This is a genomic window from Streptomyces sp. WMMB303 (genome assembly GCF_029351045.1).
Classification (GTDB): domain Bacteria; phylum Actinomycetota; class Actinomycetes; order Streptomycetales; family Streptomycetaceae; genus Streptomyces.
This window is the reverse complement of sequence record NZ_JARKIN010000001.1, coordinates 657,081-680,170: the sequence shown is the minus strand read 5'-3', so window position 1 is coordinate 680,170 and position 23,090 is coordinate 657,081. Positions and strand designations below refer to the sequence as shown.

Annotated in this window: 21 protein-coding genes; 17 read left to right on the top strand and 4 right to left on the bottom strand. The window is 73.2% G+C overall.

Annotated features, from left to right (window positions below):
• Nucleotides 1-292 precede the first annotated feature (292 nt).
• The 6 genes from P2424_RS03115 (at nucleotide 293) to P2424_RS03090 (ending at nucleotide 6,962) form a co-directional block, all read left to right on the top strand.
• Nucleotides 293-616 (top strand): integration host factor, encoded by a 324-nt coding sequence (locus P2424_RS03115; protein WP_019356158.1) that lies wholly within the window; start codon nucleotides 293-295, stop codon nucleotides 614-616.
• A gap of 37 nt (nucleotides 617-653) precedes the next feature.
• Nucleotides 654-1,250 (top strand): guanylate kinase, encoded by a 597-nt coding sequence (gmk, locus tag P2424_RS03110; RefSeq protein ID WP_037706156.1) that lies wholly within the window; start codon nucleotides 654-656, stop codon nucleotides 1,248-1,250.
• Between the two features lie 68 nt (nucleotides 1,251-1,318).
• Nucleotides 1,319-1,597, top strand: coding sequence for a DNA-directed RNA polymerase subunit omega (rpoZ, locus tag P2424_RS03105; protein ID WP_276474266.1), 279 nt, complete (start codon nucleotides 1,319-1,321; stop codon nucleotides 1,595-1,597).
• A gap of 104 nt (nucleotides 1,598-1,701) precedes the next feature.
• On the top strand, nucleotides 1,702-2,955 hold the full coding sequence (gene coaBC / locus P2424_RS03100) for a bifunctional phosphopantothenoylcysteine decarboxylase/phosphopantothenate--cysteine ligase CoaBC (RefSeq protein WP_276474265.1): 1,254 nt from the start codon (nucleotides 1,702-1,704) through the stop codon (nucleotides 2,953-2,955).
• A 361-nt stretch (nucleotides 2,956-3,316) separates the two neighbouring features.
• Nucleotides 3,317-4,525: a methionine adenosyltransferase gene (metK, locus tag P2424_RS03095; RefSeq protein ID WP_026004561.1), complete on the top strand. Its 1,209-nt coding sequence runs from the start codon at nucleotides 3,317-3,319 to the stop codon at nucleotides 4,523-4,525.
• A gap of 271 nt (nucleotides 4,526-4,796) precedes the next feature.
• Nucleotides 4,797-6,962 (top strand): primosomal protein N', encoded by a 2,166-nt coding sequence (locus tag P2424_RS03090; RefSeq protein ID WP_276474264.1) that lies wholly within the window; start codon nucleotides 4,797-4,799, stop codon nucleotides 6,960-6,962.
• Nucleotides 6,963-7,045: 83 nt separating this feature from the next.
• Here the strand turns inward: P2424_RS03090 and P2424_RS03085 are convergent, their stop codons facing one another.
• Nucleotides 7,046-7,714 (bottom strand): hypothetical protein, encoded by a 669-nt coding sequence (locus P2424_RS03085; protein ID WP_276474263.1) that lies wholly within the window; start codon nucleotides 7,712-7,714, stop codon nucleotides 7,046-7,048.
• Nucleotides 7,715-8,005: 291 nt separating this feature from the next.
• Between P2424_RS03085 and fmt the strand changes: the two genes are divergently transcribed.
• From fmt to P2424_RS03035, 10 genes are all read left to right on the top strand, one after another.
• Nucleotides 8,006-8,968: a methionyl-tRNA formyltransferase gene (fmt, locus tag P2424_RS03080; protein ID WP_276474262.1), complete on the top strand. Its 963-nt coding sequence runs from the start codon at nucleotides 8,006-8,008 to the stop codon at nucleotides 8,966-8,968.
• A gap of 101 nt (nucleotides 8,969-9,069) precedes the next feature.
• Nucleotides 9,070-10,518: a transcription antitermination factor NusB gene (locus P2424_RS03075; RefSeq protein ID WP_276474261.1), complete on the top strand. Its 1,449-nt coding sequence runs from the start codon at nucleotides 9,070-9,072 to the stop codon at nucleotides 10,516-10,518.
• 34 nt (nucleotides 10,519-10,552) lie between these two features.
• The gene (gene rpe / locus P2424_RS03070) at nucleotides 10,553-11,242 is read left to right on the top strand and encodes a ribulose-phosphate 3-epimerase (protein ID WP_276474260.1); all 690 of its coding nucleotides are present in this window, start codon (nucleotides 10,553-10,555) and stop codon (nucleotides 11,240-11,242) included.
• Nucleotides 11,243-11,359: 117 nt separating this feature from the next.
• Nucleotides 11,360-12,361 carry a sugar-binding domain-containing protein gene (locus P2424_RS03065; protein ID WP_276474259.1) on the top strand — a complete coding sequence of 334 codons (1,002 nt, stop codon included), beginning with the start codon at nucleotides 11,360-11,362 and terminating at the stop codon, nucleotides 12,359-12,361.
• Between the two features lie 21 nt (nucleotides 12,362-12,382).
• Nucleotides 12,383-12,859 (top strand): TrkA C-terminal domain-containing protein, encoded by a 477-nt coding sequence (locus P2424_RS03060; protein ID WP_276474258.1) that lies wholly within the window; start codon nucleotides 12,383-12,385, stop codon nucleotides 12,857-12,859.
• A gap of 97 nt (nucleotides 12,860-12,956) precedes the next feature.
• Nucleotides 12,957-14,219, top strand: a complete 1,263-nt coding sequence (locus tag P2424_RS03055) for a cation:proton antiporter (protein WP_276474257.1) — start codon at nucleotides 12,957-12,959, stop codon at nucleotides 14,217-14,219.
• A 154-nt stretch (nucleotides 14,220-14,373) separates the two neighbouring features.
• Entirely contained in the window at nucleotides 14,374-15,810 is a 1,437-nt protein-coding gene (locus P2424_RS03050) for a GuaB1 family IMP dehydrogenase-related protein (RefSeq protein ID WP_276474256.1), read from the top strand.
• Nucleotides 15,811-16,004: 194 nt separating this feature from the next.
• Nucleotides 16,005-16,460 carry an Lrp/AsnC family transcriptional regulator gene (locus P2424_RS03045; RefSeq protein WP_019356172.1) on the top strand — a complete coding sequence of 152 codons (456 nt, stop codon included), beginning with the start codon at nucleotides 16,005-16,007 and terminating at the stop codon, nucleotides 16,458-16,460.
• A gap of 138 nt (nucleotides 16,461-16,598) precedes the next feature.
• Complete coding sequence (locus tag P2424_RS03040) at nucleotides 16,599-17,378, top strand: carbon-nitrogen hydrolase family protein (protein ID WP_276474255.1); 780 nt, start codon at nucleotides 16,599-16,601, stop codon at nucleotides 17,376-17,378.
• A gap of 61 nt (nucleotides 17,379-17,439) precedes the next feature.
• Nucleotides 17,440-19,161, top strand: coding sequence for an NAD(P)/FAD-dependent oxidoreductase (locus P2424_RS03035; protein WP_276474254.1), 1,722 nt, complete (start codon nucleotides 17,440-17,442; stop codon nucleotides 19,159-19,161).
• Between the two features lie 42 nt (nucleotides 19,162-19,203).
• Here the strand turns inward: P2424_RS03035 and P2424_RS03030 are convergent, their stop codons facing one another.
• Nucleotides 19,204-20,130, bottom strand: a complete 927-nt coding sequence (locus tag P2424_RS03030; protein ID WP_276474253.1) for an LLM class F420-dependent oxidoreductase — start codon at nucleotides 20,128-20,130, stop codon at nucleotides 19,204-19,206.
• 125 nt (nucleotides 20,131-20,255) lie between these two features.
• Nucleotides 20,256-20,963: a DUF5995 family protein gene (locus P2424_RS03025; RefSeq protein ID WP_276474252.1), complete on the bottom strand. Its 708-nt coding sequence runs from the start codon at nucleotides 20,961-20,963 to the stop codon at nucleotides 20,256-20,258.
• 131 nt (nucleotides 20,964-21,094) lie between these two features.
• On the opposite strand from P2424_RS03025, the gene P2424_RS03020 reads away from it, so the two are divergent.
• Entirely contained in the window at nucleotides 21,095-21,664 is a 570-nt protein-coding gene (locus P2424_RS03020) for a GNAT family N-acetyltransferase (protein ID WP_276474251.1), read from the top strand.
• Here the strand turns inward: P2424_RS03020 and P2424_RS03015 are convergent.
• Nucleotides 21,646-23,028 carry a solute carrier family 23 protein gene (locus tag P2424_RS03015; RefSeq protein WP_276474250.1) on the bottom strand — a complete coding sequence of 461 codons (1,383 nt, stop codon included), beginning with the start codon at nucleotides 23,026-23,028 and terminating at the stop codon, nucleotides 21,646-21,648. The genes P2424_RS03020 and P2424_RS03015 overlap by 19 nt on opposite strands.
• Nucleotides 23,029-23,090 lie beyond the last annotated feature (62 nt).

The following is a 23,090-nucleotide window of genomic DNA, read 5'->3' as shown; positions in this document are numbered from 1 at the left end:
CGCGCCGGATCGCCGCGCTTTCCGTTCCGGGCTCCGGCCCTGTTCGGGCCGCGGAGCTTCCAAGATCCCCACGCTGAGAGCTGAAAACGCGACCATTATGTCCAGAAAAGTCCGGGTCGGCAGAGGCTGACCTGGACTTTTCGTCTGTTCTCGCTGACTCCGGGGCTCATGCCCGCTAGTCTCCGTCCAGAGCACCGCCAACAGGCGCGTTGCTCGTTGCTCCGCAGGTGCGGGCCTACTAGGTTCCTCACCGATCCATATCCGACAGTTCGACATCCGAGGTGACGCAGGCGTGGCTCTTCCGCCCCTTACCCCTGAACAGCGCGCAGCCGCGCTCGAAAAGGCCGCCGCGGCTCGCCGGGAGCGCGCCGAGGTCAAGAACCGGCTCAAGCACTCCGGCGCGTCCCTGCACGAGGTCATCAAGCAGGGCCAGGAGAACGACGTGATCGGCAAGATGAAGGTCTCCGCGCTCCTGGAGTCCCTGCCCGGCGTCGGCAAGGTCCGCGCCAAGCAGATCATGGAGCGGCTGGGGATCTCCGAGAGCCGCCGGGTCCGCGGTCTGGGGTCCAACCAGATCGCCGCGCTCGAGCGCGAGTTCGGCGGCGCCAACGCCTGAGGTCCCGGGCACTCCCGTAAACCGGGATAATCGCTGCATGAGTTCTGCAGTTCCCCGGGGGGAGACCCCGGCACCCCCGGTCGGCACATCGCGACTGACCGTGCTCTCCGGCCCCTCGGGGGTCGGCAAGAGCACGGTCGTCGCGCACCTGCGCAAGGCGCACCCAGAGGTATGGCTCTCCGTCTCCGCCACCACCCGCAGGCCCCGCCCGGGCGAGCGGCACGGTGTGCAGTACTTCTTCGTGGACGACGAGGAGTTCGACAAGCTGATCGCCAACGGCGACCTGCTCGAATGGGCGGAGTTCGCGGGCAACCGCTACGGCACCCCCCGGGGAGCGGTACTGGAGCACCTCGAACGGGGTGAGCCCGTCCTGCTGGAGATCGACCTGCAGGGCGCCCGGCTCGTCCAGCAGTCCATGCCCGAGGCGCAGCTCGTCTTCCTGGCCCCTCCGAGCTGGGAGGAGCTGGTCAGGCGGCTGACCGGCCGGGGCACCGAGGCGCCCGAGGTCATCGAGCGGCGGCTGGAGGCGGCCCGCACCGAGCTGGCGGCCGAGGCCGAGTTCGACCGGACCCTGGTCAACACCTCCGTCGAGGAGGTAAGCGCCGAGCTGCTAGCCTTGATGCGTATCGGCTGACCTCCAGCGCGCCCGGCGCGCTGTCCGTGCGTCGATTCCCGCTCCATCCACCCTTCGGAAGGCAGAGAGTGTCCTCTTCCATCAACACGCCCGAGGGCATCATCAACCCGCCGATTGATGAGCTGCTCGAGGCCACCGACTCGAAGTACAGCCTCGTCATCTACGCCGCCAAGCGCGCGCGTCAGATCAACGCGTACTACTCCCAGCTCGGTGAGGGCCTTCTCGAGTACGTCGGCCCGCTGGTGGACACCCACGTGCACGAGAAGCCGCTGTCCATCGCACTCCGCGAGATCAACGCCGGACTTCTCACCTCCGAGCCCGTGGAGGCTCCGCCGGTCGTCCCGTAGCCGGTCGGCACCACTTCCACCAGGGGCCCGGCAGCGCGACTGCCGGGCCCCTGGTGTGTCATAAGGGCATAACGGCACGCGTACGGGCATGTGGGGAGAGACGAGTGACGCAGCAGCGGGACGGCCGGGCGGCAGCCGGCAGGCCGAGGGTCGTGCTGGGAGTGAGCGGCGGCATCGCGGCCTACAAGGCGTGCGAGCTGGCCCGGCGCCTCACCGAGAGCGGGCACGACGTGCGGGCGGTGCCCACCGCCTCTGCGCTGCACTTCGTCGGCGCCGCCACCTGGTCGGCGCTGACCGGCCACCCGGTGGCCACCGAGGTGTGGGACGCGGTGCACGAGGTGCCGCACGTGCGGATCGGCCAGGGCGCCGACCTCGTCGTCGTCGCCCCCGCGACCGCGGACCTGCTGGCCAAGGCGGCGCACGGACTCGCCGACGACCTGCTCACCAACACCCTGCTCACCGCACGCTGCCCGGTCGTCTTCGCCCCCGCGATGCACACCGAGATGTGGGAGCACCCCGCCACCCGGGAGAACGTCGCCACGCTGCGGCGCCGCGGCGCGCTGGTCGTCGAGCCCGCCGTCGGGCGGCTGACCGGGACGGACACCGGGAAGGGGCGGCTGCCGGACCCGGATGCGCTCTTCGAGGTCTGCCGGCGGGTGCTGCTGCGCGGAGCGGCCGGAGCCGGCTCCGACCTCGCGGGACGCCATGTCGTCGTCAGCGCGGGCGGCACCCGCGAGCCGCTCGATCCGGTGCGTTTCCTGGGCAACCGCTCCTCCGGCAAGCAGGGGTACGCGCTCGCCCGTACCGCCGCGGCGCGCGGGGCGCGGGTGACGCTCGTCTCCGCCAACAGCGCGCTGCCGGATCCGGCGGGCGTGGACCTGGTACGGGTGGGCAGCGCGGAGGAACTGCGCACCGCCGTGGCCGCGGCGGCCGCCGACGCGGACGCGGTGGTGATGGCCGCCGCGGTCGCCGACTTCCGCCCGGCCGCCTACGCCACCGGGAAGATCAAGAAGAAGGCCGGTCAGGAGCCCGAGCCGCTGGCACTCGCCCGCAACCCCGACATCCTCGCCGAGCTCGCCGCGCACCGCCCCCGCCCCGGCCAGGTGGTGGTCGGCTTCGCGGCCGAGACGGACCGGGTGCTGGAGCACGGCCGCGCCAAGCTCGCCGCCAAGGGCTGCGACCTGCTGGTCGTCAACGAGGTGGGGGAGGGCAGGACCTTCGGCTCGGAGGAGAACGAGGCCGTGGTGCTGGGCACCGACGGTAGCGAGACGCCGGTTCCGCACGGGCCGAAGGAGGCGCTCGCGGAGACGGTCTGGGACCTGATCGCCGAGCGGCTTCCGGGGCTGCCCCGGGAGTGACCGGGGTGCCCCGGACCGGCGGGCGTCCCGAGGAGTGGACGCGGAATCACTGCTTCCGTCAGCGGTGCACCGGAAAAGTCGACAGGGTGACCGAGTGGGCCGGAAGCCGTCGAACACGGCTGGAACGGCGCTCTTGACCAGCGACTTCGCTGTCCGACACACCCTGACATATCCAGATCTCCCGCGCCCTTCCGGCGCTCCTGGAGTTTGGATCGAGCAGGTCATGGTCGTCTCGTAGTTCGAGAGTCCGTGATTGGATGCGGGTGGAGATGGATAAACTGGCCGCGGACCGTGCTTGGGCGCAGCCCCCGACCGGTCCGCCCATGCTCAGCCAGCAGCCGCTGCAACCCCAGGGAGCGATGTGTCGCGCCGCTTGTTCACCTCGGAATCTGTGACCGAGGGTCACCCTGACAAGATCGCTGACCAGATCAGCGACACCATCCTCGACGCCCTCCTCAAGGAAGACCCGCACTCCAGGGTCGCCGTCGAGACACTGATCACCACCGGCCTCGTGCACGTGGCCGGAGAGGTGACGACCAAGGCCTACGCCCCGATTTCGACGCTCGTGCGCAACAAGGTCCTCGAGATCGGCTACGACTCCTCCAAGAAGGGCTTCGACGGCGCCTCCTGCGGCGTCTCGGAGTCGATCGGCGCCCAGTCGCCCGACATCGCGCAGGGCGTCGACACCGCCTACGAGAAGCGCGTCGAAGGCGACGAGGACGAACTCGACGAGCAGGGCGCCGGCGACCAGGGCCTGATGTTCGGCTACGCCTGCGACGAGACCGCCGAGTTCATGCCGCTGCCGATCACCCTGGCGCACCGGCTCTCGGAGCGGCTCTCCGCCGTCCGAAAGAACGGCACGATCCCCTACCTGCGCCCGGACGGGAAGACGCAGGTGACCATCGAGTACGACGGCGACAAGGCCGTGCGGCTGGACACCGTCGTGGTCTCCTCGCAGCACGCCGCCGACATCGACCTCGACTCGCTGCTCGCACCCGACATCCGCGAGTTCGTCGTCGAGCCCGAGCTGAAGGCTCTGGTGGACGAGGGCATCAAGCTGGAGACCGAGGGCTACCGGCTGCTGGTCAACCCGACCGGGCGCTTCGAGATCGGCGGCCCGATGGGTGACGCCGGACTCACCGGCCGGAAGATCATCATCGACACCTACGGCGGTATGGCCCGCCACGGTGGCGGCGCCTTCTCGGGCAAGGACCCGTCCAAGGTCGACCGCTCCGCCGCCTACGCGATGCGCTGGGTCGCCAAGAACGTGGTGGCCGCCCGCCTCGCCACCCGCTGCGAGGTGCAGGTCGCGTACGCCATCGGCAAGGCCGAGCCGGTCGGTCTCTTCGTGGAGACCTTCGGCACCGCCGCGGTGGACCACGAGAAGATCGAGCAGGCCATCTCCGAGGTCTTCGACCTCCGTCCGGCCGCGATCATCCGCGACCTCGACCTGCTGCGCCCCATCTACTCGCAGACGGCCGCCTACGGCCACTTCGGCCGGGCGCTTCCCGACTTCACCTGGGAGCGCACCGACCGGGTCGACGCCCTGCGCAAGGCGGCCGGGCTCTGACCCACCGCCGCGTCGGTCACGTCAGTGATCCCTCCGTTCGTCCGTCGGAGGCCCGGCACCCCATGCTGGCGGGGTGCCGGGCCTCCGGCGCGTCCGGACGCCCGCGGGCCGGGGCGATCCTGCCGGAGGACGACTCACCCGTCCGGGCGGTCCGGGTCCGGGACCGGGCACCTGACCGGTGCGGGGCCGGTCCCCGACCCCACCGGGCGGAGGCGGCGCGGGCCCGGCCCGGTGGGCGGCGGCTGTCCGAGCCGTTTGCGAGACTGAGGCTGTGAGCAGGGGCGACGGCAACGATGAAGGGGAGCGTCAGCCGCATGCGCCGGAGCAGCTCGCGCTGATCCGGGAGACCGTGCGGGAACGCAAGGCCAGGCAGCCGAGGGCCAGACCGCGTACCTGGCGGGGTGCCGAGATGGCGGAGCGGCTGCCCGTGGCACGGGTGCTGGTCGACAAGGGGCTGGTGCATCTCGACCGATTCTTCGACTACGCCGTTCCCGCCGCGATGGACGAGGAGGCCCGGCCCGGCGTGCGGGTCCGGGTGCGCTTCGGCGCGGGGGAGCGGGAGGGCCGCCGCGAAGGGGGCGGCCTCATCAACGGATTCATCGTCGAGCGCCGGGCCGACACCGACTTCACCGGGCGGCTCGCCCCGATCGCCCAGGTGCTCTCGCCCGAACCGGTGCTGACGCCCGAACTGCTCGGGCTGTGCCGGGCGGTGGCCGACCGGTACGCGGGATCGCTCGCCGACGTGGTGCAGCTCGCCGTCCCGCCGCGCCGCGCCAGGGCGGAGAAGCAGCCCTCACCGCGCCGCCCCGCCGAACCCGCGGTACCGGAGCCCGGCGGATGGGCACGCTACCCCGAGGGGCCCGCGTTCCTGCGGGCCGTCGCCGAGAAGACCGCGCCCCGTGCGGTGTGGACCGCGCTGCCCGGCCCGCAGAGCTGGGCGGAGGAGTTGGCCCGCGCCATGGCCACCGCGCTGGCCGCGGGCCGGGGGGCGCTCGCGGTACTGCCCGACGGGAAGTCGGCGGCACGGGTGGACGCCGCGCTGACCGCGCTCGTGGGCGAGGGGCAGCATGTGCTGCTGACCGCGGACGCCGGACCCGAGCCGCGCTACCGGCGGTGGCTCGCGGTCAGCCGCGGAGCCGTGCGCGCCGTCGTCGGCACCCGGGCGGCGATGTTCGCTCCGGTGCGCCGGCTGGGGCTCGCCGCCGTCTGGGAGGACGGCGACAGCAACCACAGCGAGGAGCGGGCCCCGCAGCCGCACGCCCGCGAGGTGCTGCTCCAGCGTGCGGTGACCGAGCAGGCGGCGTTCCTGCTCGGTGCGCACAGCTGCACGGTGGAGGCCGCGCAGCTTGTGGAATCGGGCTTCGCGCGGCCGCTGGCCGCCGACCGGGACACCGTCCGGGCGGTCATGCCCCGGGTCCGTACGGCGGCCGAGGGCGACGCCGGCCGCGATCCGGCAGCGCGCAGCGCCCGGCTGCCGAGCCTGGCCTGGCGCGCGGCGCGGGACGCGCTGGAGCGCGGCCCGGTGCTGGTGCAGGTGCCGCGCCGCGGCTATGTTCCGCGGCTGGTCTGCGAGCGGTGCCGCGAGCCGGCCCGGTGCGCGCACTGCTCGGGCCCGCTGGAGGCGGCCGCGGAGGGCACGGCGCTGCGGTGCGGCTGGTGCGCGCGGGAGACCCCGCAGTGGCGCTGTCCCATGTGTTCCGGGACGCGGCTGCGCGGCAGCGTGATCGGCGCCGGCCGTACGGCGGAGGAGCTGGGCCGCGCGTTTCCCGCGGTGCCGGTGCGGACCTCCGGCGGCACCCACGTGCTGGAGTCGGTGCCGGGGCGTCCCGCGCTGGTCGTCGCCACTCCCGGCGCGGAGCCCGTACCGGAGGGCGGCGAGGGGTATGCGGCCGCGCTGCTCCTCGACGGCTGGGCGCTGCTGAGCCGACCCGATCTCCGTGCGGGCGAGGAGGCCCTGCGCCGCTGGCTGGGTGCCGCCTCGCTGGTCCGGCCGCAGGGTGCGGGCGGCACGGTGGTGGTGGTCGCGGAGGAGTCGGTGCGGCCGGTGCAGGCACTGGTGCGATGGGACCCGGCGGGACATGCGTTGCGAGAGCTGGCCGACCGCGCGGAGCTGGGCTTTCCGCCGGTTTCCCGGATGGCGGCGGTCACCGGCCCGCCCGAGGCCGTCGCCGGGCTGCTGGCCGCGGTCGAGGACGCCGGGTTGCCCGAGGGCGCCCAGGTGCTCGGCCCGGTGCCCCTTCCGGTGCTGGAGCCGGGGAGGCCCCGCAAGCCGGGTGACCCGCCGCCGGGGGAGCAGTGGGAGCGGGCGCTGGTGCGGGTGCCGCGCGGCAGCGGCGCAGCGCTGGCCGCGGCGTTGAAGACGGCGCAGGTGGGCCGGTTGACCCGGAGGGAGGGACCGGTCGCGCAGGTGCGGGTCGATCCGCTGGACATCGGGTGACACCGGCCCGTAGGGCCGCGGCCCTACGGGCCGGTGCGGCCGGCGGCGGCCCTGCGCGCCGTCGGGCTCGGCCGGCCGAGGGGTCAGCCGTTGCGGGGTGCGGGCAGTGCTCCCGTGCGCGGCTCCTGCCGCACCTCGCGGTAGGCGTCCTGACGGCCGTCCTGGCGCCCGTCGTGCCGCGGTTCGTGCCGCGCTTCGTAGGGCTGTTGCGCGGGGGGCTGCTGCGGCGGGATCGAACGGGCCGCGGGGACCGGCGCCGGCCGGTGCGCCGGAGAGGCACCGGGCGCCGTCGGGAGTGACCGGGCGGCGGCGGGTACGGCCTCGGACTGCCGCGGCACCGGCGAGGGAGACGCCGGGGACGCTCCGGGAGCCTCGGCGTTCTCCGGGGCGCCGGCCGCGGGGCCACGCCGGGAGGAGCCGTACCTGCGGTGCACGGCCTGTTTGGTGACGCCCAGGGCCGAACCCACGGCGTCCCAGGAGAAGCCGAGTGAACGGTCGAAGTCCACCGCCGCCGTCACCAGGGTCTCGACGCTGTCGCGTAGTTCCTGGGCGAGTCGGACGGTCGGCGCGGGTGCGCGGCCGTAGACGACGAAGCCCGCGGCGGGGCCGGTGCGCCGCGGGCGGTAGACGTTGCCCAACTGCGCGGTGAGCGTGCGCAGCGCGTCCACCTGCCGGCGGACCCGCTCGATGTCCCGCACCAGAAGATGCAGGCTGGCCCGCGCCTGGGCGTCGTGGGTTGCGTGGTCGGCCATGAAGAAGCCTCTCGGACCTGTTGACATGGGGGTGTTCAGCTACGGAGCTGGATAGGATGGCTTGCTGTGCGGAAAAGGGGGGGGAGCGAGGCCGCGGCGCGGTGGCGGGGCGGCCCTCGGTTCGGTCAATCTGACTTGACCAACGCCGCGATGGGCTCTCTGGTCACGCTCCGGGGGCGCGGATGTCGTACCGGCAGGGCGCGCGGAAGCCCGTACGCCCCCCAGGGCACCACACTCGCGCTGACCGTAAACTGTGCTGTCTTTCCCCATGTGAGAGGTAGTTCGCCACTGATGAGGCTCGTCTTCGCCGGCACTCCCGAGGTCGCCGTCCCCGCGCTCGACACCCTGATCGCCTCCGCACGGCACGAGGTCGCCGCCGTCGTCACCCGGCCCGACGCGCGGGCGGGGCGGGGCCGGAAGCTGGTGCCCAGCCCCGTGGCCCGGCGAGCCGAGGAGGAGGGCATCGAGGTACTCAAGCCCGCGCGCCCCCGGGACGAGGAATTCCTGGCCAGGCTGCGCGAGATCGGGCCCGACTGCTGCCCCGTCGTCGCCTACGGCGCGCTGCTGCCCCGGGTGGCGCTGGACGTGCCCGCCCGCGGCTGGGTCAACCTGCACTTCTCGCTGCTGCCCGCCTGGCGCGGCGCCGCACCCGTGCAGCACGCGCTGCTCGCCGGGGACGAGGTGAGCGGCGCCAGCACCTTCCTCATCGAGGAAGGACTGGACTCGGGGCCGGTCTACGGCGTGGTGACCGAGGAGGTGCGGTCCCGGGACACCAGCGGCGACCTGCTGACCCGGCTCGCCTTCGCCGGCGCCGGTCTGCTGGCCGCCACCATGGACGGGATCGAGGACGGCACGGTGCAGGCGGTGCCGCAGCCGCAGGAGGGCGTCTCGCCGGCACCGAAGATCTCCGTGGAGGACGCCCGGATCGACTGGACGGCACCCGCGCTCCGCGTCGACCGGGTGGTGCGCGCCTGCTCGCCCGCGCCCGGCGCCTGGACCGCCTTCCGTGGCGAGCGGCTGAAGGTCCGTTCGCTGCTGCCCGACAGCGGCGCCGGTGCCGGAAGCGCCGTGCCCGCCCCCGGTGAACTGCGGGTCGGCAAGAACGCCGTGCACGTCGGGACGGGCTCGCACCCGGTGGAGTTGGAGTGGGTGCAGCCGCAGGGCAAGAAGCCCATGCGGGCCGCCGACTGGGCCCGCGGCACCCGCATCGAACAGGGCGCCCGCTTCGACGCCCCGGACGCCCCGGACTCCTGAGCCGGGCGAGCCGGGGCCGAGCGCGACCCGTCGCCGCCTCGCCCCGGCCGGGCCGTAGGGTGGAGGTCTCGACACCCTGATCTTGCGGAGCACCTTCACCTGTGAGCACTCAACCCCGCCGGGGCGGCAACCGGTACCGGCGCCCCCGCAAGGACCCCGTCCGCATTCTCGCCTTCGAGGCGCTGCGCGCGGTGGACGAGCGGGACGCCTACGCGAATCTCGTCCTGCCGCCGCTGCTGCGCAAGGCCCGGGAGAAGGACCCGGCACAGGGCGGACTGGACGCGCGGGACGCCGCGCTGGCCACCGAGCTGGTCTACGGCACGCTGCGCCGGCAGGGCACCTATGACGCGATCATCGCCGAGTGCGTCGACCGGCCGCTGCGCGAGGTCGACCCGCCGGTGCTGGACGTCCTCTCCCTGGGTGCCCATCAGCTGCTCGGCACCCGCATCCCGCAGCACGCGGCCGTGAGCGCCACGGTGGAGCTGGCCCGGGTGGTGCTGGGCGACGGGCGGGCGAAGTTCGTCAACGCGGTGCTGCGGCGCCTGACCGCGCACGACCTCGACGGCTGGCTGGAGCGCGTCGCGCCGCCCTACGACGAGGACCCGGAGGAGCACCTCGCACTGCGGTACGCGCACCCCCGCTGGGTGGTCTCCGCGCTGTGGGACGCGCTGGGCGGCGGACGCGAGGAGATCACCGCGCTGCTGGAGGCGGACAACGAGCGGCCCGAGGTCACCCTGGTGGCCCGGCCGGGACGGGCCACCACCGAGGAGCTGCACAGCGCTGCGCGGGCCACCGGCGAGGCCGTGCCCGGCCGCTGGTCGCCGCACGCCGTACGGCTGGCCGAGGGCGGTGAGCCCGGTGCGCTGGAGGCCGTGGCGGAGGGCCGGGCCGGGGTCCAGGACGAGGGCAGCCAGCTCGTGGCGCTGGCCCTGGCCGAGGCGCCCGTGGAAGGCGCCGACGCGCGCTGGCTGGACTCGTGCGCGGGGCCCGGCGGCAAGGCGGCGCTGCTGGGCGCGCTGGCGGCCGAGCGGGGCGCAGCGCTGCTCGCGTCCGAGAAGCAGCCGCATCGGGCCCGGCTCGTGGAGCGCGCCCTGCGGGGCAATCCGGGCCCCTGGGCCGTGGTCGCCGCGGACGGCACCCGCCCCGCCTGGCGGCCCGGCAGCTTCGACCGGGTGCTGGTCGACGTGCCCTGCACCGGGCTGGGCGCGCTGCGGCGACGGCCCGAGGCGCGTTGGCGGCGGCGCCCGGAGGACCTGGCGGGCTTCGCACCGCTGCAGCGCGCGCTGCTGCGCCAGGCCTTGGAGGCGGCCCGGGTCGGAGGCGTCGTCGCCTACGTGACCTGCTCGCCGCACCTGGCCGAGACCCGTGCCGTGGTGGACGACGTACTGCGGGAGCTGGCCAAGGAGGAGGCGACGGCCGCGGAGCAGTTCGACGCGCGCCCGCTGCTGCCCGGCGTCCCGGATCTGGGCGCGGGCCCCGACATCCAGCTCTGGCCGCATCTGCACGGCACCGACGCGATGTATCTGGCGCTGCTGCGCCGCACCGCGTGATCACCTCGAACGCACACACGGAATACTGGTAGTCATGGCTCAGATCAACCCCAGCATCCTGTCGGCAGACTTCGCGCGCCTCGCCGAGGAGGCGCGGCGGGTCGGAGGCGCGGACGGCGCCGACTGGCTGCACGTCGACGTGATGGACAACCACTTCGTGCCCAATCTGACCCTGGGCACGCCGGTGGTCGAGTCGCTGGGCCGGGCCACGGACATCCCGCTGGACTGCCACCTGATGATCGAGGAGCCCGACCGCTGGGCGCCCGCCTACGTGGAGGCCGGCGCCGGCTCGGTCACCTTCCACGCGGAGGCCGCGGCGGCACCGGTGCGGCTGGCCCGCGAGATCCGGGCCAAGGGCGCCCGCGCCTCCATGGCGCTGAGGCCGGCCACTCCGATCGAGCCGTACGAGGATCTGCTGCCGGAGCTGGACATGCTGCTGGTCATGACGGTGGAGCCGGGCTTCGGCGGGCAGGCGTTCCTGGACATCATGCTGCCGAAGATCCGCCGGACCCGGCAGCTCATCGACAAGCACGGGCTGCAGATGTGGCTGCAGGTGGACGGCGGTGTCTCGGCCGACACCATCGAGCGGTGCGCGGAGGCGGGCGCCGATGTGTTCGTCGCCGGTTCGGCCGTCTACGGGGCCGAGGATCCGGCGGCGGCCGTGCGGGCGCTGCGGCGGCAGGCGGCAGCGGCGGCGGGGCCGGCCGGGGAGGGCCGGGAGTGAGGACGGTCACCATGGGCCGGGGATCTGCAAGGATGAACGCGCGGCGCGTGAGCGCCGGCAGCGCGGACACAGCAAGACAGTGAGGTGAGAGCGGTGTCGTCGGGGCGATCCACGCGAATGGGACCCGCCGAACTCATGCAGGCCGCGGCGATGGCGCGCCGCTTCTACCTGGAGGGCAAATCCAAGATCCAGATTGCTGACGAGTTCGGGGTGAGCCGCTTCAAGGTGGCCCGGGTCCTGGAGACCGCGCTCGAACGTGACCTGGTACGGATCGAGATCCGGGTCCCGGCCGAGCTGGACGCCGAGCGCTCGGACGCGCTCCGTGCCCGCTTCGGCCTGCGGCACGCGGTCGTCGTCGAGTCGCCCACCGAGGCCGTGGACGACGCGGCGGATCCGGAGAATCTCGGCGAGGTCGCCGCGGATCTGCTCGGTGAACTGGTCACCGACGGCGATGTGCTGGGGCTGGCCTGGGGGCGCTCCACCATCCATATGGCGACCGCGCTACGCCAGTTGCCGCCCTGCACCGTCGTGCAGCTGACCGGGGTCTACGACGCCGGTACGGCCGACCGCGGCTCGGTGGAGGCCGTACGGCGGGCGGCCGAGGTGGCCGGCGGCGAGGCGCACCCGGTCTACGCGCCGATGCTGCTGCCGGACAGCGCCACCGCCGCCGCGCTGCGCAACCAGACCGGTATCGCCCGGGCCTTCGAGTACTTCGACAAGGTCACGGTGGCCGCCGTCTCCATCGGTTCCTGGGAGCCGGGGATCTCCACGGTGCACGACATGCTCAGCGCGCAGGAGCGGGACCACTACTCGTCGCTGGGGGTGGCGGCGGAGATGTCGGCGCACCTCTTCGACGCGCAGGGCCGCCGGATCGGCCGGGACCTGGGGGAGCGCTGCATCACCGTGGAGGCCGAGCGGCTGCGCCGGATCCCGGAGGTCGTCGCCATCGCCGGGGGGCACCGCAAGGCGGCGGCCATCGGGGCCGTGCTCCGCTCCGGACTGGTCACCAGCCTGGTCACCGACACCGCGGCCGCCGACTGGCTGTTGAACGAGGAACAACCAGGGCCGCGCCCCGCGTTGGAACGCACGGACCCGGACAGTACCGCCGCTTCACCGTAGGTTCGCGAAAGGCAGCCAGCCATGACGACCAAGAGCACCAAGCTGCCGGGGCTGGGCAAGCAGTACGACATCACCACCCGGAACGGCCGGCACATCTCCGTGGTGGCCCACCAGGACGGCCGCAGGTTCCTCGGCTTCTACCGCGAGGACGATCCGGACGCCTGCCAGGCCACGGTGCAGCTCGACAACGAGGAGGCCGCCTCCCTCGCGGAGATCCTCGCCCCGGGGGAGAGCCCGCGGCTGGGGACCTGCGAGATGGAGATCGACCTGGTCACCGTCCGGATCCCGATGTCGGGCCAGTCCCCCTACAGCGGGGAGCCGCTGGGTGCGACGCAGGCGCGGACCCGTACCGGCGCCTCCATCGTCGCGGTGCTGCGGCGGACCGGTGCGGTGCCCTCGCCGACCCCCGACTTCCGGTTGGAGGCGGGCGACACCCTGGTCGCGGTCGGCACCCGGGAGGGCGTGGACGAGTTGACCCGGATCATCGCCGGCACCTGAGCAGCACCGACTCCGCGGTCCGGTCCCGCCGGGGCCGTGAGCCGCCCCGGACAGCCGCCCGACCACGGACAGCCGCCGGACGACTGAAAGGCCCTCTGTGCACGACACCACCGTTCTGCTGATCGAACTCGGCGCCGTCATCCTGGGCCTGGGACTGGTCGGCCGCTTCGCGGGCCGCATCGGCCTCTCCCCGATCCCGCTGTATCTGCTGGGCGGCCTGGCGTTCGGGCAGGGCGGCCTGTTCCCGCTGACCGCCAGCGAGGAGTTCATCGAGGTCGGCGCGGAGATCGGGGTGATCCTGCTCCTGCTGCTGCTCGGCCTGGAGTACAGCGCCTCGGAACTGGTGACGAGCCTGAAGACGCAGTACCCGTCCGGGATGGTGGATTTCGCGCTGAACGCGGTGCCGGGCGCCGTGGCCGCCCTGCTGCTGGGCTGGGGGCCGGTCGCGGCCGTGGCGCTGGCGGGGGTCACCTGGATCTCCTCCTCGGGCGTCATCGCCAAGGTCCTCACCGACCTGGGCAGGCTCGGCAACCGGGAGACACCGGTGATCCTGGGCGTACTGGTGATCGAGGACCTGTCCATGGCTCTCTACCTGCCGCTGCTCACGGCGCTGGTGGCCGGGCTCGGCCTGGCCGGGACCAGCCTCGCGATGATCGTCGCGGTCGGGACCGTGGGCATCGTGCTCTTCGCGGCGCTGCGGTTCGGCCGCCACATCAGCCGCGCCGTCAGCTCCGACACGCCCGAGATGCTGCTGCTCGTCGTCCTCGGACTGACCCTGCTGATCGCCGGGATCGCCGCGAAGCTCCAGGTCTCGGCCGCCGTCGGCGCCTTCCTGGTGGGCATCGCGCTCTCCGGCGAGACGGCGGAGAACGCGCGCAGCCTGCTCACCCCGCTGCGTGACCTGTTCGCGGCCGTCTTCTTCGTCTTCTTCGGGCTCAACACCGCACCCGCCGAGATCCCCCCGGTGCTGCTGCCCGCGCTGGCGCTGGCCGCGGTCACCGTCGTGACCAAGGTGCTCACCGGTTGGTACGCGGCGGGCCGGGCCGGTGTGGGCAGCAGGGGCAGGCTGCGGGCCGGCGGGGCGCTGGTGGCGCGCGGCGAGTTCTCCATCGTCATCGCGGGGCTCGCCGCGGGCACGGATCCCCGGATCACCCCGCTGGCCACCTCCTACGTAATGATCATGGTCATTTTCGGTCCGCTGACGGCCCGTTGGACCGAACCGGCCGTACGCGGCCTCAAGCGGCTGGTGGACGCCCGCCGGGACCCGACCGGCACCGACGCGGTGCGCCGCGAGGAGGCGGCGCTCCCGCACACCGAGGGGGTACCGGACCCGGTGGGCGGTACCGGGCACCCGTCCTGAGCGGACCGCCCCGGCTGACCCGGGTGCGGTCACTCCTGGTACACGGCCCCCGCGCTCCCGGTCACACCCTCGTACGATCCCACCAGCCGACCCCCGCTACTCCGGTGGATCGTCCCCCCTCGCATGGGTGTGCGGACGTGGGAGTATGAAGTACGTGCGTTTTCTCAATGATCAGCGGCCCCCGTACGACCTGACGTACGACGACGTCTTCATGGTGCCCAACCGCTCCGCGGTCGGCTCCCGGCAGGCCGTCGACCTGTCCTCGCCCGACGGGACGGGCACCACCATCCCGCTGGTGGTCGCCAACATGACCGCCATCGCCGGGCGCCGGATGGCCGAGACCGTGGCCCGCCGCGGCGGGCTCGTGGCGATCCCCCAGGACATCCCGATCGACGTCGTCACCGAGGTCATCGGCTGGGTCAAGCAGCGGCACCACGTCCTCGACACCCCCATCACCCTCGCGCCCACCCAGACCGTGGCCGACGCGCTCTCGCTGCTGCCCAAGCGGGCGCACGGCGCGGGGGTCGTCTGCCGTGACGGGCGGCCCGTCGGCGTCGTCACCGAGTCGGACCTGACCGGCGTCGACCGCTTCACGCAGCTCTCCGAGGTCATGACGGCCGAGCCGATGGTGCTCGACGCTGACATCGACCCGCGCGAGGCGTTCAACAGGCTCGACGCCGCCCACCGCAAGTTCGCGCCCGCCGTCGACGCCGACGGCAGGCTCGTGGGCATCCTCACCCGCAAGGGCGCGCTGCGCGCCACGCTCTACACCCCCGCCGTCGACTCCGGCGGAACGCTGCGGATCGCCGCCGCCGTCGGCATCAACGGCGAGGTCGCGGCCCGGGCCGAGGCCCTGCTCGCCGCGGGGGTCGACACCCTGGTGGTGGACACGGCGCACGGCCATCAGGAGGGCATGCTCGAGGCGTTGCGGGCCGTCCGCGCGCTGGACCCGGCCGTGCCGATCGCGGCCGGCAACGTGGTGGCCGCCGAGGGGGTGCGCGATCTCGTCGAGGCGGGCGCCGACATCGTCAAGGTCGGCGTCGGCCCCGGCGCCATGTGCACCACCCGCATGATGACCGGCGTCGGCAGGCCGCAGTTCTCGGCCGTCCTGGAGTGCGCGGCCGAGGCCCGCAGGTTCGGCAAGCACGTCTGGGCCGACGGCGGAGTACGCCACCCCCGCGACGTCGCGATGGCGCTGGCCGCCGGAGCCTCCAACGTGATGATCGGCTCCTGGTTCGCGGGCACCCACGAGTCCCCGGGTGACCTCCAGCAGTCCGCCGACGGGCGGTTCTACAAGGAATCGTTCGGAATGGCCTCGGCCCGTGCCGTGCGCAACCGGACCGCCGAGGAGTCCGCCTACGACCGGGCCCGCAAGGGCCTGTTCGAGGAGGGCATCTCCACCTCCCGGATGTTCCTGGATCCGGCACGTCCCGGCGTCGAGGACCTGATCGACTCGATCATCGCGGGCCTGCGCTCCGCGTGCACCTACGCGGGCGCGGCGACGCTGGAGGAATTCGCCGGGAACGCCGTCGTCGGCGTGCAGAGCGCCGCGGGCTACGCGGAGGGCAAGCCCCTGCACGCCAGTTGGTGACCCCGCACGTCTCCGCCGGACGCCGGCAGTGTCCCCCGCCCCGGTCCGGCTGTCCGGCGCGGGGGGACGCGGACGGCGCGTACCCGGCGCGCTCCGGTCGCCGTGACCAGGGGCGGGCGCTCCCGGCACGGCTGCGCGGCGCCCGGCGTATCCGCCGCGCCGGACGGGTCCCCGCGCCGTGTTCTACTGTCGCCGTGCCACTGAACGATCTCGACGAACGCATCGTCCACGCCCTCGCCGAGGATGCCCGCCGTACGTACGCCGACATCGGGGCCGAGGTCGGCCTGTCGGCTCCCGCCGTCAAGCGCCGGGTGGACCGGCTGCGGGAGCGGGGTGCCATCACCGGGTTCACGGTGCGGGTCGACCCCTCGGCGCTGGGCTGGCAGACAGAGGGATTCATCGAGATGTACTGCAGGTCCCGCACCTCGCCGGAGGACATCCACCGGGCGCTGGCGCACTATTCCGAGGTGGCGGCGGCCTCCACCGTCACCGGTGAGGCGGATGCGCTCGTGCAGGTGTTCGCCGCGGACATGCGGCACTTCGAGGCCGTGCTGGAGCGGATCGCGGGGGAGCCGTTCGTCGAGCGGACGAAGTCGGTCCTGGTGCTCTCCCCGCTGCTGCGGCGGTACACCGCCGGGCCTCCGCTGTGATCCGGGCATCCCGGCTGTGAGCCAGGACACCCGACGCAACACATCGCTGACCTGAGGCGGAAGCACGCAACGGAGTGCGGGTCGTTCCGCAAGATCCGCTGCTTGTGGCGCACCGGGCCCGCCCGTAGCTTCGAGTACGTGCGTATCGCTCTCCTCCAGACCCAGGACCAGCCCGGTTCCCGCGGGCCGGCCGCGCTCGACGCCGCCGCGCGGGACGCCGCGGCACGCGGCGCCCGGCTGCTGGTCACGCCGGAACTCTCACTCACCGGCTACGCGCTGGAGAACCCGGCCGAGGTCGCGGAGCCGGCCGGCGGACCCGCCGCCGCGGCCGTCTCGCGCATCGCCCGCGAGCACGGGGTGGCCGTCGTCTACGGGTACCCCGAGGCGGGCGGGGACGGTGCCGTGCACAACGCGGTCCGCCTGGTCGGTCCGGACGGTGCGGCACTCGCCGACTACCGCAAGACGCACCTGTACGGCCCCTACGAGGCCGAGCACTACACCCCCGGCGCCCGGCTGCCCGTCCAGACCGAGTTCGACGGGCTCCGGCTGGGTCTGCTGATCTGCTATGACGTGGAATTCCCGGAGGCCGTCCGCGCCCACGCCCTGGCGGGTACCGATCTGCTGCTGGTGCCCACCGCGCTGATGCGGCCCTACGACACCGTCGCCACGACTCTCGTCCCGGCGCGTGCCGTGGAGAGCCAGCTCTATGTCGCCTACGCCGACCGCGTCGGCCCCGAGGGCGCGTTCGACTTCGCCGGGCTGAGCTGTCTGGCCGCGCCCGACGGCACCGTACCGGTGCGGGCCGACGGCCGGGCGCCGGCGCTGCTGATCGGCGAGGTCGACCCCGAGGTGCTGCGGGCCTCCCGCGACCGCAACCCGTATCTGGCCGACCGCCGCCCCGAGCTCTACGCGCACTGACCCCTCCAGGCCGGCCGCGCCCCCTGCGCGGCCGTCCCGTACTCCCAGGAGCGACACCCGCATGACCTCCACCGTGCCCACCGCCGCCCACGACCACGACGAGCAGCGCGACCCCGCACAGCAGCCGCCCCAGGGCCCGCTGACCATGTTCGGTCCCGACTTCCCGTTCGCCTACGACGACTTCCTCGCGCATCCGACGGGCCTGGGCGCCGTCCCGCCGACCGAGCACGGCACCGAGGTCGCGGTCATCGGCGGCGGCCTCTCCGGCCTGGTGGCGGCATACGAGCTGATGAAGATGGGGCTCAAGCCGGTCGTCCACGAGGCCGATCAGCTCGGCGGCCGACTGCGTACGGCGACCTTCGACGGCGGCGACCCGTCGCTGCGGGCGGAGATGGGCGCCATGCGCTTCCCGCCGTCCTCGACCGCGTTCCAGCACTACATCGACCTGATGGGCCTGGAGACCGAGCCGTTCCCCAACCCGCTGGCTCCCGACACCCCCTCCACCGTGGTCGACCTCAAGGGCGAGCCGCACTACGCGCGCACCCTGGAGGATCTGCCGCCCGTCTACCACCAGGTGATGGAGGCGTGGAACGCGTGCCTGGAGGAGGGAGCCGACTTCTCCGCGATGCAGCAGGCGATTCGCGAGCGGGACGTCCCCCGGATCCGGGAGATCTGGTCCCGCCTGGTGGAGAAGCTGGACAACCAGACCTTCTACGGCTTCCTGTGCGACTCCGCGGCCTTCTCCTCCTTCCGGCACCGGGAGATCTTCGGACAGGTCGGATTCGGCACCGGTGGCTGGGACACCGACTTCCCCAACTCCATCCTGGAGATCCTGCGCGTCGTCTACACCGGCGCGGACGACGACCACCGCGGTATCGTCGGCGGCTGCCAGCAGCTTCCGCTGCGGCTGTGGGAGCACCAGCCGGACAAGCTCGTCCACTGGCCGCAGGGCACCAGCCTCAGCTCGCTGCACCCCGGCGGCGTGCACCGCCCCGCCGTCACCAGGCTGCACCGCACGGCCGGGAACCGGGTGACGGTCACCGACGCGGACGGGGACATCCGCACCTACCGCGCCGCGGTCTTCACCGCCCAGTCCTGGCTGCTGCTGAGCCGGATCGACTGCGACGACGCGCTGCTGCCCATCGACCACTGGACGGCGGTGGAGCGCACCCACTACATGGAGTCCTCCAAGCTGTTCGTGCCCGTCGACCGGCCGTTCTGGCTCGACAAGGACCCCGAGACCGGCCGGGACACGATGAGCATGACCCTCACCGACCGGATGACGCGCGGCACCTACCTGCTGGACGACGGCCCCGACAAGCCGGCCGTGATCTGCCTGTCGTACACGTGGTGCGACGACAGCCTCAAGTGGCTGCCCCTGGACGCCAACGAGCGGATGGAGGTGATGCTCAAGTCGCTCGGCGAGATCTATCCCGGCGTCGACATCCGCAAGCACATCACCGGCAACCCGCTCACCGTCTCCTGGGAGGACGAGCCGTACTTCCTCGGCGCCTTCAAGGCCAACCTGCCGGGCCACTACCGCTACCAGCGGCGGCTGTTCACCCACTTCATGCAGGAGGAGCTGCCCGCCGACCGGCGCGGGCTCTTCCTCGCCGGGGACGACATCTCCTGGACGGCGGGCTGGGCCGAGGGCGCCGTGCAGACAGCGCTGAACGCCGTGTGGGGCGTCATGCACCATCTGGGCGGCACCACCGACCCCGCCAACCCCGGCCCGGGGGACGTGTTCGAGGAGATCGAGCCGGTGCGGCTTCCGGAGGACTGAGCAACCGGTGACGGAGGCGGAGAGCCCGCGAAGGGCCTGCGCCTACAGCCCCGCGTCCGTCGCCGCCTCGCGCAGCAGCTTCGCGGACTCGATCAGCTCCCCTGCGTCCCGGCACGCCAGCTGCTGGTCCAGCAGCACCTCGTCCACTCCGGCCTGCGCCGCACCCGCCAGGTCCTCGACGATCTGCTCGACGGTGCCCTGGTAGGGGCTGCGCGCTGCGTCGACGGGACGGTCGGTGAGCCGTACGGAGGCCCGCAGGGTGATGGTGAGCTCCGCCGGGTCCCGGCCGTGTTCGTGGGCCAGCTCGGCGATGCGGGCGCGGGTGGCGACCACCTGGTCGTCGGCGACCAGCGACGGCAGCCACCCGTCGCCGCGCCGCACCAACCGGCGCAGCGCACGGTCGTTGCCGCCCGCCAGCAGCACCGGGATCCGGGACGCGGGCTTGGGTCCGACGGCGGACGGGGTGAAGCGGGTGCGCTCGCCCTGGTAGGCGGCCGGGTCGGCGCCCCAGACGGCGGCGCACACGTCCAGCAGCTCGTCCAGCGCCGCGCCGCGCGAGGCGTAGTCGACGCCCGCCGCGGCGAACTCGTCGCGGGACCAGCCCGTGCCCAGCCCGGCGACGACCCGGCCGCCGCTGGCCGCATCGAGCGAACCCAGCGCACGGGCCAGCAGGAACGGCTGGTGCAGCGGGCCGACGAGCACGGCCGAGCCCAGCCGGACCCGCTCGGTGACGGCTGCGGCCAGCGACAGGGTGACCAGCGGGTCGGCGACCGACCTGAAGTACTCCGACCACGGCAACCCGGGCACCAGGTACATGTCGTCCACGGGCTGTTCGGGCCGCATGATCCGCTCCAGCACCCAGACGCTGTCGTAGCCCATCTCGTCGGCCGCGCGGGCCACGGCTGTCACATCGCCGCTCAGGTCGTACGTTCCGGTCTGCGGCAACCCCAGACCCAGTCGCAGTGCCATCTCACCCTCCGGCGCCTCGTCGAGCTGACCACCCGTCACGTCTCGTCGCCGGCACGGGTGTCGTTCTTCTCCTGCCTACGCCTTCGAGCACGCTCCAGGCAATGCCGCGCCTCGTCCCTCTTCGCTCAGTGCCACAGCGGCGTGAGCAGGCAGCGGCCCGTCAAGCCGACCGTCGCGTCCAGCCCCTCGGCCATCTCCTCCAGCAGTTCCCCGCAGTCCCGCAGCCCCCACAGCGCCCGGAACGACGCCCAGGCACCCGCCCGCGCCCTCTCCAGACTCCAGGAACCGACCAGGTGGGTGAGCGGATCGGCCACGTCCAGCAGGTCCGGGCCGGGCATCAGGTCCTCCCGGATGCGCTCCTCCAGGCCCGTCAGCAGTTCGCCGATCCGCTCGAAGTCCGTCTCCAGCTCCGCGGGCACGGCGCGCAGTGCCCGGCAGGTGTCCACCAGCGCCAGTGGCAGGTCGTGGCCGATGTGGGCGTTGATGCCGGCCAGCGCGAACTGCAGCGGATGGACGGAGGGATGGCGCCGGAAGCGGAAGAGCGGCCGCCAGCACGCGGGCATCCGCAACCCGGCGGCCTCGGCGTCCACCGCGTCCAGGAAGCGCTGTGCGAACCGGCTGCCCAGCTCCCCGGTGGCTGCCCGGTCCCGGAAGTGCCCGGCGGCCAGACGCCGTTCGAGTTCCTCGGTCACCGACAGGTACACCCGGTCGAAGACCGCCACGCCGTCCTGCCTGGGCAGTACGGCGCCGATCTCGCGCATCCGGGCCGTCACATCGGCGATGGGCACGGCCGTCGCCGCGCGTTGCGCTGGCACCTGCTCGATGGAGGTCATGCCGGGCAGCCTGACAGCCGTCGGCCCGCGCTGCGGGCAGCGCCGCCCCGGCAGCCCCCGGACGGAGGACGTGTGCCCCTCTCTCGTTCAATTCGGGTGCGCGGCCGACGGGATGCCGCGATACTCCGGCCATGACCACCGGTAGGGCCGATCTGCACACCGAGAGGCTCGTGCTGCACCCCATGACACGTCAGGAGGCCGAACGCGTCGTGCGGCGCAGGCCCGGACCCGGGGACCGTTGGGGGCCCGAGTATCCCGACGCCATGGATGTGCGGGGCGCCCGGGCCCTGCCGGCGGCGTGCGGAGCCGACGGCGGCCGACAGCCGGCCGGCAACTACGAGATCCGGCGTCGTGAGGACGGCCGCGCCATCGGCGGTATCGGCCTCGACCGGGTGTCCGGCACGGCGGATACCGTGACCGTCGGGTACGGCCTCAACGCCTCGGCACGCGGCAGGGGATATGCCGCCGAGGCGCTGCGCGCGCTGCTGGCCTTCGCCTGGTCCCAGGGTGTCGCCCGGGTCGAGGCCGACGCCGACCTGGACAACCTGGCCTCGCAGCACGTGATGGCGGCGGCCGGAATGCGGCCGGTGGGCGAGGACCACCGGGTCCGGTACTTCACGGCGACGGCACCCTCCGCCCGCGCGGCGGCCCCCGGCGAACGCGGCACGGCCCCCGGCGCGGGTCAGCTCGGTTCGTCGTAGCCGCTGGTGCCCTCGTCCAGCAGCGGCTGCTGGGCCTTGAGGTGCGGCGGGGCCAGCGCCTTGAGCGCGTGGTAGCCGGTGAGGACGACGACGGTGCCCAGTGCGATGCCGCCGAGTTCGAAGTCGTCGGTGACCTTCAGGGTGACGCCCCCGACGCCGATGATGATGCCCGCCGCGACCGGTACGAGGTTGAGCGGATTGCGCATGTCGACGGCGTTGTTGATCCAGATCTGCGCCCCGAGCAGGCCGATCATGCCGTAGAGGATCACGGTGATGCCGCCGAGCACTCCGCCGGGGATCGCCGCGACGACGGCACCGAACTTGGGGCACAGCCCGAAGAGCAGCGCGAAACACGCCGCGGCCCAGTACGCGGCCGTGGAATAGACCCGGGTCGCGGCCATGACGCCGATGTTCTCCGAGTATGTCGTCGTGGCCGGGCCGCCGAAGGCCGTCGACAGGACGCTGCCCGCGCCGTCCGCGGCGATCGCCGTGCCCAGTTTGTCGTCCAGCGGATCGCCGGTCATCTCGCCGACCGCCTTGACGTGCCCCGCGTTCTCGGCCACCAGCGCGATCACCACCGGGAGCGCCACCAGCACCGGCGACCAGGAGAAGTCGGGGCCGTGCACGGACGGCAGCCCGAACCAGTCGGCCCGGCCCACGCCGGACAGGTCCAGTCGCCAGTGGTCGACCGTCCTGCCGCTCGCGTCCGGCGAGTGGATCCGGCCGAACACCGTGTCGAACGCCCAGGACATCAGATAGCCGGCGACCAGCCCCAGGAAGATCGCGATCCGGGACCAGAAGCCGCGCAGGCACACCACCGCGAGTCCGGTCAGCAGCATGGTCAGCAGCGCCGTCCACTGGTCCTGGGGCCAGTACGTCGAGGCGGTGACGGGCGCCAGGTTGAAGCCGATCAGCATGACGACCGCACCGGTCACCACGGGCGGCATCACCGCGTGGATGATCCGCGCGCCGAACTTCTGCACGGCCAGCCCGACGAGCAGCAGCACGGCTCCGACCACCAGGATCGCCCCGGTCACGGTGGCGCTGCCGCCGCCCTGGCCGCGGATGGCGGCGGTGACCCCGACGAAGGAGAGGCTGCACCCCAGGTAGCTCGGTACCCGGCCGCGGGTGGCCAGCAGGAAGAGCATCGTGGCCAGGCCGGACATCATGATCGCCAGGTTCGGGTCCAGCCCCATGAGGACCGGTGCCACGAAGCTGGCGCCGAACATGGCCACCACGTGCTGGGCGCCCAGGCCCGCCGTCCGCGGCCAGGAGAGCCGTTCGTCGGGCCGTACCACCGCGCCGGGCGCCGGGACCCGACCGTCGCCGTGCACCTTCCACCGCACGCCGAGCCCGCCGCCCATGTCTTCACTCCCGCTCGCTGCCTGGCTGATTCTGATCGGCCCACATACTAGTTCGACCGGCA

Bases quoted from the DNA above. Each gene is read 5' to 3' on its own strand.
- P2424_RS03030 (WP_276474253.1), bottom strand. From the start codon at position 20,130: ATGGCACTGCGACTGGGTCTGGGGTTGCCGCAGACCGGAACGTACGAC.
- P2424_RS03060 (WP_276474258.1), top strand. From the start codon at position 12,383: ATGACGACCAAGAGCACCAAGCTGCCGGGGCTGGGCAAGCAGTACGAC.
- gmk (WP_037706156.1), top strand. From the start codon at position 654: ATGAGTTCTGCAGTTCCCCGGGGGGAGACCCCGGCACCCCCGGTCGGC.
- rpe (WP_276474260.1), top strand. From the start codon at position 10,553: ATGGCTCAGATCAACCCCAGCATCCTGTCGGCAGACTTCGCGCGCCTC.
- P2424_RS03035 (WP_276474254.1), top strand. From the start codon at position 17,440: ATGACCTCCACCGTGCCCACCGCCGCCCACGACCACGACGAGCAGCGC.
- fmt (WP_276474262.1), top strand. From the start codon at position 8,006: ATGAGGCTCGTCTTCGCCGGCACTCCCGAGGTCGCCGTCCCCGCGCTC.
- P2424_RS03065 (WP_276474259.1), top strand. From the start codon at position 11,360: ATGGGACCCGCCGAACTCATGCAGGCCGCGGCGATGGCGCGCCGCTTC.
- P2424_RS03085 (WP_276474263.1), bottom strand. From the start codon at position 7,714: ATGGCCGACCACGCAACCCACGACGCCCAGGCGCGGGCCAGCCTGCAT.
- P2424_RS03025 (WP_276474252.1), bottom strand. From the start codon at position 20,963: ATGACCTCCATCGAGCAGGTGCCAGCGCAACGCGCGGCGACGGCCGTG.
- P2424_RS03015 (WP_276474250.1), bottom strand. From the start codon at position 23,028: ATGGGCGGCGGGCTCGGCGTGCGGTGGAAGGTGCACGGCGACGGTCGG.
- P2424_RS03020 (WP_276474251.1), top strand. From the start codon at position 21,095: ATGACCACCGGTAGGGCCGATCTGCACACCGAGAGGCTCGTGCTGCAC.